A 12,033-nucleotide genomic window follows, 5' to 3' on the forward strand; every position below is an offset into this window, starting at 1 on the left:
GCGTCTGCTTCTCGGGCTTGCGTGCCGTCAGGTTCACGCAGAAGAACGCCGCATTGGCTACTTCCAACTGTTCATGATGTGCGTGTATGAAGCTAAGCAGGCTGGGGTGGAAGTTACCATAGCGAATGGAAGCGCCAATCAACACCTTGGCATACTTGCTGAGGTTGCACATGGGCAGGGTGTGCAGGTCGTGCATCACCACTTCGCATCCTGATATTTCCTCCAGCATGACATCCACGATTTTCCGCGTTTGCCCGTCCCGGGAAGAATAAAGCACCAAAATCTTGTCCATACCAACCTCAACTACGCCAGAATGCAGGAGTAAACAGTACCAGAAGTGTGAAGATTTCCAATCGACCAAACAACATGGCCACGATTAATATCCACTGTGCTGTGGCCGAGATATTGCCGAAATTGGCCGACACCTCCCCCAGACCCGGCCCCACGTTGGTGAATGCCGCAGCCACGGCGGAGAAGGCCGTCACTTCGTTCAGCCCCGTCATCAGCAGCAACAGCATAAAGATGAAGAACAGGATGATGTAGGTGGCAAAGTAGCCCCAGACCGCTTCCACGATCCGTTCCGGTACGGCGCGGCGTCCCAGCTTCAAGGTGTAGATGGCCCGCGGATGCACCAGCCGTTTGAGTTCACGCATCCCCTGCAGGAACAGGATCATGAAGCGCATCACCTTGATGCCCCCCCGGTACTGCCAGCACAACAGCCGATGAAGGCGGAGAACATCAACAGCATGGGCAGAAAGGAGGGCCACTCCGCATAGCTGGTCGTGCTGTAGCCGGTGGTCGTGCCCAGCGACACCGCCTGGAACAGACCATGGTTGAGCGCCTCCTGCCAGGTGGCGTAATGACCGTGGAACAGCAGAGAGACGAAACAGATCAGCACCAGCACACATTGGATGCTCAGAAACACTTTGAGCTCCGAGTCCCGCAGATAGCTGCTCACGCGCACCGGCTTATGGGCAAACACCATGAAGTGCAGCGCGAAGTTGACGCTCGCCAGCAACAGGAACACCACTGTGATCAGGTTGATGGCCGGGCTGTCGAAGAATCCGATGCTGGCGTCGTGGGTCGAGAACCCCCCAACCGACAAGGTGGAGAAGGAGTGGCAGATGGCATCGAACAACGTCATCCCCGCCATCCAGTACGCGAGAGCACAGAGGGAGGTCAGCAGCAGATAGATGAACCAGAGCGCCTTGGCCGTCTCGGCGATGCGCGGGGTCACCTTGTTATCCTTGACGGGCCCCGGGATCTCGGCGCGATAGAGCTGCATGCCCCCGATACCCAGCAGTGGTAGCACGGCCACCGCCAGCACGATGATCCCCATGCCACCAAGCCATTGCAGCAGCTGGCGATAGAACAGAAACGCCTTGGGCAGATTGTCCAGCCCGGTCAGCACCGTTGCACCCGTGGTGGTCAGGCCGGAAAACGACTCGAAAAATGCCTCCGAGACCGACATGTCAGGCGTGTCGCTGATGATGAAGGGGACGGCACCCACGCTCCCCAGCACCACCCAGAACAGCACCACGATGAGGAAGCCTTCCTTGGACCTGAGTTCCTTTTTCTGGTGCCGGTTGGGGAACCAGAGCAGGAGGCCGAGCAGGAGGGCAATGACGAAGGAGTTGACGAACTCGGTACCACCGCCATCACGATACCCAAAAGCGACCATCGCGGGCAGCAGCATGGTCGAGCTGAACAGGGCAACCAGCAGACCGACGATACGAATGATGCTCAGAATCTGCATTCCGGCTCCCTCTTCAGACTAAAAGAGCGATGGATTCTAGCCATCTAAGGGACGAAGGGATACCCGACCCTGGGTCCGGTCGGTCAATTCCTGTGCGATACGGGCCCAGAGCGCAGACTCCCACGCTACCTGAAGGGTGACGCTGGCACCATAATCGGCCATCAGCAACTGCCCTTGATGGGCAGAGATGAGGGACTCCACGGCCCCCATGTCGGTGTAGTCACACTGGATCACGGAGGAGGTCAGCTGACGCTTGATACAGGTTTCAAGTTGCTTGAGTGCTGCCCCCACACCACCGCCATAGGCCTTGACCAGGCCACCGGTCCCCAGCAGCACGCCACCGTAATAGCGCACCACCACGGCGGCGACTTCACCAAGACCGGCCCCCATCAACTGGGCCAGCATGGGTTTGCCCGCTGTGCCCGAGGGTTCGCCATCATCACTGAAACCATAAACCTGGCTGTCTTGCGGGGCGCCGGCGACAAAAGCCCAGCAGTGATGCCGGGCTCCCGGGTGTTGCTGTTTGATCTCGTCTATCCAGGCCTTGGCGGCCTCGACGGTCGGAGTGTGGGCGATGTAGGTAATGAAGCGGCTCTTCTTGATCTCTTCGCTCACCTCCAGTGGGGCTGCCGGTATGGGGTAATCCGTCGCCATCAGAGCCCTGCTTGTCTGGTCAGGTTCTCCACCCCGTTGGCATGCAGCACCACGTTGTCCTCGATGCGAATGCCACCATAGGGACGCAGCGCCTCCACCTTGTTCCAGTTGACCCGCTTGCCCTGCTCACCCTGGCGCAGCGGCTCCAGCAGGCTGTCGATGAAGTAGAGACCCGGCTCTATGGTGAACACCTGGCCCACTTCCATCACCCGGGTGCAGCGCAGATAAGGGAACTGCTCGGGGGCCGCCAGGTGGGTGCCGCGCTCATCCTGCATGAAGCCGCCGACATCGTGTACCTGCAGGCCGAGGAAGTGGCCGAGACCGTGGGGGAAGAAGACATTGGTCACCCCGGTGTGGATCATCTCGTCCACCGACATGTCTACCAGTTCGGTGGCTTGCAGCAGGCGCGCCAGCCTGTGGTGCATCTGCAGGTGCAGCTCGCTGTAGCGGCGGCCCGGCTTGATCTCGTCGACGATCTCCTGTTGCTGTGCATCCAGCGCTGCGATCAGATCGGCGAACTCACCGCGGCGCCAGGCCCAGGTCCGGGTAATGTCGGAGGCATAACCGTGCACGTCCACACCGGCATCGATGAGGAAGGAGTAACGCTCCGCATCCGGCACCCGCTGGGTGGAGAGATGGGTGTAGTGCAGGATGGCCGCATTGCGGTTGATGGCAACAATGTTGCCGTAGGGCGCCTCATTGGCCCCCTGTCCGACCGCCTTCATGTAGGCTAGGTTGATCTCGAACTCGCTCGCCCCCGCCATGAAGGAGTCCTTGGCCGCGATGTGGCCGCGCACGCCGATGCGGTTGGCATCGCGAAGACATTCCAGCTCATAGGGCGTCTTGTAGGCACGGTGGTAGTGCAGGTAGTTGAGGACCGCCTCCGGATTGGGCTGACCCAGTCCCAGCAGCTCGGCCACTTCCAGATGGCCGCCCAGATAGGCCCACTCCTGCTTGTTGGCCGGCAGGTGATCGGCAACCTGCTCCGGGCGAGTCAGGAAGCGAATGTCGAAGAAGTCGACCCAGAAAGCGTTGGGCAACTCCGCCACCTTGTGCCAGAAGTCCACCGGCCGGTAGAACAGCAGCACCGGCTTGCTCACGCCATCCACCAGCAACCAGCAGTGAGGGTTGTCCAGCACCGGCAGCCAGGCCTTGAACTGGGGATTCACCTTGAAGGGATAATCCTGGTCATCGAGGAAGATACGATGAGTCTGGCCGGAGTGGATAGCGAGACCGCCAAGACCCTGTTGTTGCAGGATGTCGCGGGTACGCTGCTGAAGGGTGTCGAGATGCTGGGCAAAAAGTTGGCTGTAACTGCTCATGGCGTCCTGCTCCGGGCGAATGTGACTTCAGCATAACATCAAGCGAATCAAGGCTCGAGCCACCCGGCTTTCGCTTCGTGAGGTAACGCATAGGTTACAGGCTTTTTGTTATGAAGATAAAACAGACAATTAACAAACAAAGAACAATTCAATACACTGCCCACAGACAGTAGATATCAGCCGTCAGGAACGACTCATGCAAACCCTTTGTCTGTGGACACCGGATCAGGACAGGATGCAGCACTCCAACCTCCACCAGTTCATGGCCGAGGTCAATCACTTCCATGGTCTGCAACTGCGCAGCTATGCCGACCTGTATCAATGGTCGGTGGAGAAGACCACCCGCTTCTGGCCCCTAGTGTGGCAGCACTGCGGCGTCAAGGGCGAGCTTGGCAACATTGTGGCGGAGAACCGCCAGGATATGCAGCGCGCCCGCTGGTTCCCCGACAGCCAGCTCAACTTCGCCGAGAACCTGCTGCGCCGTCAGGATGAGAGCCCGGCCATCATCTCCCGCATCGAAGGGGGTCCAAGCCGGACCCTGAGCTGGCATGAGCTGGCAGATCAGGTCGCCCGCCTGGCCCAGTGGCTTCGCAGCCAGGGCATAGGCCGGGGTGATGTGGTCGCAGCCTACCTGCCCAATATCCCGGAAACCGTGGTAGCCATGCTGGCAACCACCAGCCTCGGCGCGATCTGGACCTCCACCAGTCCCGATTTTGGCGAGGCCAGCGTGGTGGAGCGCTTCGGCCAGACCCGTCCCAGGGTGCTGTTCGCGGTGGATGGCTACCGCTACGGCGGCAAGGCCATCGACATTCAGGACAAGGTGGCCAGCGTCGTCGGTCAGCTCGACAGCATAGAGCAGACGGTGATGATCCCTCTGCTCGGCAACCCGCTGCAGCTTGGTCACAACTGGCAGCAATTGCTGGCAAGCCAGCATGACACCCAGCTCGCCTTCGAGCCCATGGCTTTCAATGACCCGCTCTATATCCTCTACTCCTCCGGCACCACCGGCAAACCCAAGTGCATCGTGCACGGCATTGGCGGCACCCTGCTGCAACACCTGAAAGAGCACCAGTTACACTGCGACATCAAGCCGGGGGAGCGCATCTTCTACTTCACCACCTGTGGCTGGATGATGTGGAACTGGCTGGTGAGCGCCCTCGCCTCCGGCGCCACCCTGGTGCTCTACGATGGTTCCCCCTTCTACCCGGATGGCAACGTGTTATGGGATCTCGCACGAGACGAAGAGGTCGCCCTGTTCGGTACCTCGGCCAAGTATCTCGATGCGCTGCACAAACAGGGTTATGCCCCCATCAATACCCACGACCTGCCTGCCTTGCGCCTCATCTGCAGCACCGGATCCGTGCTGTCGCCGGAGGGGTTTGACTACGTTTACCAGCAGATAAAGCAGGATGTGCAGCTCAGCTCCATCTCTGGCGGCACCGACATCTGCTCCTGCTTCGTCATCGGCAACCCCTTGAGCCCCGTCTATCGCGGCGAGAGCCAGGGGCGCGGCCTTGGTCTCGCGGTGCAGGTATTCAACGAGGCGGGCCAGCCGGTGCTGGGGGAAAAGGGCGAGTTGGTCTGCACCAAGCCTTTCCCGGCCCAGCCCATCTACTTCTGGGGTGACGAGAACGGCGACAAATACCACGCCGCCTACTTCGAGCGGTTCGACAACATCTGGTGCCACGGGGACTGGATCGAGCTGACCCCGACCGGCGGCATTCTGTTCTACGGCCGCTCCGACGCGACCCTCAACCCGGGCGGCGTGCGCATCGGCACCAGCGAGATCTACCGCTATGTGGAACAACTCGATGAGGTGGAAGAGAGCATCGTCATCGGCCAGCAATGGAAACAGGACGAGCGGGTGGTGCTGTTCGTCAAGCTCAAGGCGGGTTGCAAGCTGGACGACGGGCTGCGTGAGCGGATTTGCCAGCAGATCAAGCGACACTGCACCGCCCGTCATGTTCCTGCCCGCATCCTGCAGGTGGATGCCATCCCCCGCACCAAGTCCGGCAAGATAGTGGAGCTGGCGGTGCGGGAAGTGGTGCACAACCGCCCCGTCAACAACACCCACGCCCTCGCCGATCCCGAGGTCTTGAACCAGTATCGCAACCGGCCGGAACTGGCTAGCTGATACCACGCTCATCTCCATCGGAGGCGCCGCAAGGCGCCTCTTTTTTGCCCGTTTTGTGATGAAGAGCTTTTACTCGATAACTGTTAAACAAATGTTTTAAATAGGTGTTGAAAATGTCTCCTTTTGGATCAATAGTGAGCCTCGCCCCCTGCTGGGGATAAAGGAGCACCATTCCCCACAGAGTGGGAACAAGGAGACACTCTCATGATCTACCAAGGCGAAACCCTGACGGTCAGCTACCTCGAAGACGGCATTGCCGAGCTGAGGTTCGATGCCCCGGGTTCAGTCAACAAGCTGGATCGCGCTACCCTGCTCTCCCTGAGCGAAGCGATCGCCGCATTACAGCAACAAGCCGATTTGAAGGGTCTGATCCTCACCTCCGGCAAAGACGCTTTCATCGTCGGCGCCGACATCACCGAATTCCTGGAACTGTTCGATCTGCCGCAAGAAGACCTGCTCGGCTGGCTGAAAAAGGCCAACGACATCTTCAACGCCATCGAAGATCTGCCGGTGCCGACCCTCTCTGCCATCAAGGGTCACGCCCTGGGTGGCGGCTGCGAGACGATACTCTCCACCGATTTCCGCCTGGCTGATACCACAGCCAAAATCGGCCTGCCCGAGACCAAGCTCGGCATCATGCCGGGCTTTGGCGGCACCGTCCGTCTGCCGCGGGTGATCGGTGCCGACAACGCACTGGAGTGGATCACCACCGGCAAGGATTACCGTGCCGATGACGCCCTCAAGGTGGGTGCCATCGATGCCGTGGTCGCCCCGGACGCGCTGCACAGCGCCGCCGTGCAGATGATCAAGGACGCGGTCAAGGGCAAGCTGGACTGGCAGGGCCGCCGTGCCGCCAAGAAAGCGCCGCTGCGCCTCTCCAAACTGGAAGCCATGATGAGCTTCACCACCGCCGCCGGCATGGTTGCCGCCGTGGCGGGCAAACACTATCCGGCCCCCATGGCCGCCGTGAAGACGGTGGAAGCCGCCGCCGGCATGGGCCGTGACGAAGCGCTGGCCGCCGAGGCCGCCACCTTCATCAAGCTGGCGAAAACCGACGTGGCCAAGGCGCTGGTCGGTATCTTCTTGAACGATCAACACATCAAGGCGCTGGCCAAGAAGGCCGCCAAGCAGGCAAACAAGGCCACCGGCCATGCCGCCGTGCTGGGTGCCGGCATCATGGGGGGCGGCATCGCCTACCAGTCTGCCAGCAAAGGCATCCCGGCGGTGATGAAGGACATCAACGAGAAGGCGCTGGCACTTGGCATGCATGAGGCCACCAAGCTGCTCAACGGCCAGCTCGAGCGCGGTCGCATCGACGGCATCAAGATGGGTCAGGTGCTCTCCGCCATCACCCCGACCCTCAGCTATGACAACGTCAAGCATGTGGATGTGGTGGTCGAAGCCGTGGTCGAGAATCCCAAGGTGAAAGCCGCCGTATTGGGCGAAGTGGAAGGGCTCATCGGCGAAGACGCCGTGCTCGCCAGCAACACCTCCACCATTCCCATCTCTCTGCTGGCCAAGGGGCTGAAGCGCCCGCAGAACTTCTGCGGCATGCACTTCTTCAACCCGGTGCACCGCATGCCACTGGTGGAGATCATCCGCGGCGAGCAGACCTCCGATGAAACCATCAACCGCGTGGTGGCCTATGCCGCCGCCATGGGCAAGTCCCCGGTGGTGGTCAACGACTGCCCGGGCTTCTTCGTCAACCGCGTGCTGTTCCCCTACTTCTTCGGCTTCAACAAGCTGGTCGCCGATGGTGCCGACTTCGCGGCCGTCGACAAGGTGATGGAGAAAGAGTTTGGCTGGCCGATGGGCCCCGCCTACCTGCTGGATGTGGTCGGCATCGACACCGGCCACCATGCCGGTGAGGTGATGGCGCAGGGCTTCCCGGCACGCATGAGCAAGGAAGGCCGTACCGCCATCGACGTGATGTACGAAGTGAACCGCTTCGGTCAGAAGAATGGCAAGGGCTTCTACGCCTACGAGCAGGACAAGAAGGGCAAGCCGAAGAAGGTGGCCGACGCCGCCAGCTACGAGCTGCTGGCACCCATTGCCAAGCCGAAACAGGATTTCGACAAGGACGCCATCATCGCCCGCATGATGATCCCGATGATCAACGAGGTGGTGCTCTGTCTGGAAGAGGGCATTGTCGCCACACCAGCCGAAGCCGACATCGCGCTGGTCTACGGTCTGGGCTTCCCTCCCTTCCGCGGCGGCGTGTTCCGCTATCTGGACACCATTGGTCTGGATCGCTACGTGGCCATGGCCGACCAGTATGCCGATTTGGGCCCGCTCTACCGCGTCAGCGACCGCTTACGCGAGATGGCAGCCCAGGGCAAAACCTTCTACTGATTGCGGAAAGGAGATCCATTCATGAAAGACGTAGTCATTGTCGACTGTATCCGGACCCCGATGGGCCGGTCCAAGGGCGGCGCCTTCCGCAACGTGCGTGCAGAAGATCTGTCCGCGCACCTGATGAAATCCATCCTGCTGCGCAACCCCAACCTCGACCCGAACGAGATCGAGGATATCTACTGGGGCTGCGTGCAGCAGACCCTGGAGCAGGGCTTCAACATCGCCCGCAACGCCGCGCTGCTGGCCGGTATTCCGAAGCAGGTGGGGGCGGTCACCGTCAACCGCCTGTGCGGCTCCAGCATGCAGGCGCTGCACGACGCCTCCCGCGCCATTCAGGTGGGTGACGGCGACATCTTCATCATCGGCGGCGTCGAGCACATGGGTCACGTGCCCATGAGCCACGGCGTCGACTTCCACCCCGGCATGGCCAAGTCGGTGGCGAAAGCCTCCGGCATGATGGGGCTGACCGCCGAGATGCTCGGCAAGCTGCACGGCATCAGCCGATCGCAGCAGGACGAGTTTGCCGCCCGCTCCCACCGCCGTGCTCACGCCGCCACCGTGGAAGGGCGTTTCGCCAGGGAGATCGTTGGGCTGGAAGGCCATGACGCCAGCGGCGCCCGCTTCTTCTACGACTATGACGAGGTGATCCGCCCCGAGACCACGGTCGATACGCTGAGCCAGCTGCGCCCGGTGTTCGACCCGGTCAACGGTACCGTCACCGCCGGCAGCTCCTCGGCCCTGTCCGATGGCGCCGCCGCCATGCTGGTGATGAGTGCGGACCGTGCCAAGGCCCTCGGCCTCACGCCCCGCGCCAGGGTGCGTGCCATGGCTATTGCCGGCTGTGACGCCGCCATCATGGGTTACGGCCCGGTGCCGGCCACCCAGAAAGCGCTCAAGCGAGCCGGGCTGACCGTCGGCGACATCGACCTCTTCGAGCTGAACGAGGCATTTGCAGCCCAGTCCCTCCCCTGTGTGAAGGATCTGGGTCTGCAAGACCTGGTGGATGAGAAGGTGAACCTCAACGGTGGCGCCATCGCCCTGGGTCACCCGCTCGGCTGCTCCGGTGCCCGCATCTCCACCACCCTGATCAACCTGATGGAAGAGAAGGACGCCACCCTGGGAGTCGCCACCATGTGCATCGGCCTGGGTCAGGGCATCGCAACCGTGTTCGAGCGGGTGTAAGTGAATCTCCCCTGACCGCTCGCCGATCAGGGACGCCGCCTGGGGGCGGCAACAACAGACAGAAGGCGGCCCTGCTTCCCGGCACAGCGGCCCCATCACGAATACCGGGTCGGCCTGCCGACCCTGCTGTCGAGTCTGTGGAACGCGCCACACGGGGTGCGCTCCTGCCGTCGGAATCTGCGTGTTGGCCGGCCCGTTTGGGTCGGCCTTTTTTATTCTTTTCCCGCGATCGGGGCCAATCCTGAGGCTATATTGCCCATAACTTCACATTAGAGGGGGGGCTTGCTTGCTTTTTGCTCCCCCGACAGGTTCAATCTGCACAAAAAAATGGGTGGATGCACATACATATGTCAACGAGCAAACAACTGCTTATCGTCGACGACGATCGGGAGATCCGCGAGCTGCTCAACGAGTACCTGACCCGGGCTGGTTTCGAGGTACTGACCGCGGCCGAAGGGAACGAGATGCGCCAACAACTGGCCCAGCACAGCCCGGACCTCATCATTCTGGACATCATGATGCCCGGCGACGACGGCTTTACCCTCTGCCAGCAGATCCGCCGCGACTCCCAGGTACCCATCATCATGCTGACCGCCGCCTCCGACGAGGCTGACCGGGTGATTGGGCTGGAACTTGGCGCCGACGACTACATCGCCAAGCCGTTCAGCCCGCGCGAACTGCAGGCCCGCATCAAGGCGCTGCTGCGCCGCGCCGAATTCCGCCAGCCGGAGAAAGAAAAGGAGCCGAGCCGTCGGCTGCGCTTCGCCGAGTGGACCCTGGACACCCTGAGCCACCAGCTGACCCACGAAGATGGCAGCCTGCTGGATCTCTCCGGCAGCGATGCCCTGCTGCTCGGCATGTTCCTGCAGCAGCCCGGCGTGGTCCTGGACCGGGATACCATCTCGGACGCCACCCGCGGTCGCGAGAGCCTGCCCATGGAGCGCGGCATCGATGTGCAGATCAGCCGCCTGCGCCAGAAGCTCGGGGACAACGGCAAGAGCCCGCGCATCATCAAGACCATTCGCGGCAGCGGCTACATGCTGATCGCCGAAGTCCACGAGATCCCGTAACAGACAGATGCTACGGCGAGACCTTGAACGGGCAGAAGAGAGACCCATCACGGGGCAACGGGCAAGGCACAGAGGTAAGCACCCCATGCTGATCGACAAGAGACACACGCTGCCATGACGGGGCAGAAGTTCTGGCGGGCCCTGGTGCCCCGCTCCCTGCTGTCGCGGATGCTGCTGCTGTTGCTGCTCGCCATCCTGCTCTCCCAGACCATCCTCACCGGCATCTGGATGCAGCAGATCCAGAAGCGGGAGCTGGAGGGCATGCTCAGCACCACCCGCAACCTGGCGCTGTCGGCGGCTTCCACCGTCAACTTCTTCAAGTCCCTGCCCCTGCAATACCGCCACATCGCCCTGGATCAGCTGCGCAACATGGGGGGCAGCCGCTTCTTCGTCTCCCTGAACGAGGAAGAGATCCACATCAGCGCCATCCCCGACAGCGAGCGCAAGACGCTGGTGCTCAAAGAGGTGCAGGAGGTGCTCAGCCGCAAGCTCTCCGACGCCATGGCGATCAAGGTGGACTTCTCCCGCCCCGAGGAGCTGCACGTCTTCAACAACGACACCCTGCTGGCGGATCTCCCCTCCTCCTGGGCCCGCTACACCCTGTCCCTGGAGCCTATCAATCCGCCGGTGCTGGTGACCCAGATCGAGATAGAACCGGGGGAGTGGCTCTATCTGGCGGCCCTGCTGCCCGCCCCCTACATGACGCTGGATGACACCGTGATGCCGAGCAACCAGGTGCGTTTCATCGCCCTGATGACGGTCTTCCTCTGCTTCTTCACCTTCATGCTGGTGCGCTGGCAGACCCGCCCCCTGCGTCGCCTCGCCAAGGCAGCGGTCAACCTCGGCAAGGACATCGACCAGCCGTCCCTCAAAGAGGAGGGTGCCTCCGAAATCGTGGCGGCGACCCGCGCCTTCAACATCATGCAGCAGCGCATTCGCCGCTTCATCGACGATCGGGAGCGCCTCTTCAGCTCCATCTCCCACGACCTCAAGACCCCCATCACCCGGCTGCGACTGCGGGTCGAACTGCTGGACGACGAGGTGCAGATCGCCAAGTTCAACAAGGACCTGGACGAGCTGGAGCTGATGGTCAAAGGGGCGCTGCAGACGGTCAAAGAGACGGACATTCACGAGAACCTCGAGCAGATCGACGTCAACGCCCTGCTGGAGCAGATGGCGGAGGCCATGAACCTGCACGAGGATCTGCTCACCATCGAGGGCCACTGCAAGTGGCCCTATCGCGGCAAGCTGCTGGCCCTCAAGCGCTGCATCGGCAACCTGGTGGACAACGGCATCAAGTACGGCCAGAAGGTGCGCATCATCATCATGGATGACGAGGAAATGCTGATCCTCTTCATCATGGACGAGGGGCCCGGTCTGCCGGACGATCAGTTCGAGCGCATCTTCGAGCCCTACTACCGCCTCAGCACCGATGCCGCTGGCACCGGGCTGGGCCTTGGCATCGCCCGCAACATAGCCCACGCCCACGGCGGCGACCTGGTGCTGGAAAATCGCCCCCAGGGCGGCCTGCAGGCCACCCTCTCCCTACCAAGGCAGTAA

General features: G+C 61.7%; 8 protein-coding genes and 1 pseudogene (1 of these 9 cut by a window edge). 5 read left to right on the forward strand and 4 right to left on the reverse strand.

Going from position 1 to position 12,033, the window contains the following annotated elements:
• The 4 genes and pseudogenes from hemG to pepQ all read right to left on the reverse strand — a co-directional run.
• Positions 1 to 292, reverse strand: the 5' portion of a protein-coding gene (hemG, locus tag C3F36_RS09780) for a menaquinone-dependent protoporphyrinogen IX dehydrogenase (protein ID WP_029313439.1). 233 nt of this gene lie to the left of the window's left edge; 292 of the gene's 525 nt are visible here — the first part of the coding sequence; it begins with the start codon at positions 290 to 292; the stop codon falls past the left edge of the window.
• Positions 293 to 299: 7 nt separating this feature from the next.
• A pseudogene (locus C3F36_RS09785) lies at positions 300 to 1,756 on the reverse strand (TrkH family potassium uptake protein).
• A gap of 36 nt (positions 1,757 to 1,792) precedes the next feature.
• Positions 1,793 to 2,410: a YigZ family protein gene (locus C3F36_RS09790; RefSeq protein WP_104454989.1), complete on the reverse strand. Its 618-nt coding sequence runs from the start codon at positions 2,408 to 2,410 to the stop codon at positions 1,793 to 1,795.
• Positions 2,410 to 3,732: a Xaa-Pro dipeptidase gene (pepQ, locus tag C3F36_RS09795; RefSeq protein WP_043156014.1), complete on the reverse strand. Its 1,323-nt coding sequence runs from the start codon at positions 3,730 to 3,732 to the stop codon at positions 2,410 to 2,412. Before pepQ ends, C3F36_RS09790 begins: the two co-directional genes overlap by 1 nt.
• A gap of 196 nt (positions 3,733 to 3,928) precedes the next feature.
• On the opposite strand from pepQ, the gene C3F36_RS09800 reads away from it, so the two are divergent.
• From C3F36_RS09800 to C3F36_RS09820, 5 genes are all read left to right on the forward strand, one after another.
• Complete coding sequence (locus tag C3F36_RS09800) at positions 3,929 to 5,866, forward strand: acetoacetate--CoA ligase (protein ID WP_104454990.1); 1,938 nt, start codon at positions 3,929 to 3,931, stop codon at positions 5,864 to 5,866.
• Positions 5,867 to 6,070: 204 nt separating this feature from the next.
• The gene (gene fadB, locus C3F36_RS09805; RefSeq protein WP_104454991.1) at positions 6,071 to 8,218 is read left to right on the forward strand and encodes a fatty acid oxidation complex subunit alpha FadB; all 2,148 of its coding nucleotides are present in this window, start codon (positions 6,071 to 6,073) and stop codon (positions 8,216 to 8,218) included.
• A 21-nt stretch (positions 8,219 to 8,239) separates the two neighbouring features.
• The gene (gene fadA, locus C3F36_RS09810) at positions 8,240 to 9,403 is read left to right on the forward strand and encodes an acetyl-CoA C-acyltransferase FadA (protein ID WP_104454992.1); all 1,164 of its coding nucleotides are present in this window, start codon (positions 8,240 to 8,242) and stop codon (positions 9,401 to 9,403) included.
• A gap of 347 nt (positions 9,404 to 9,750) precedes the next feature.
• Positions 9,751 to 10,473, forward strand: coding sequence for a response regulator (locus tag C3F36_RS09815; protein ID WP_010672413.1), 723 nt, complete (start codon positions 9,751 to 9,753; stop codon positions 10,471 to 10,473).
• Positions 10,474 to 10,587: 114 nt separating this feature from the next.
• A complete protein-coding gene (locus tag C3F36_RS09820; protein ID WP_010672412.1) occupies positions 10,588 to 12,033 on the forward strand; it encodes an ATP-binding protein in 1,446 nt (481 codons plus the stop codon).

This window comes from Aeromonas sp. ASNIH2, assembly GCF_002934795.1.
GTDB classification, from domain to species: domain Bacteria; phylum Pseudomonadota; class Gammaproteobacteria; order Enterobacterales; family Aeromonadaceae; genus Aeromonas; species Aeromonas caviae.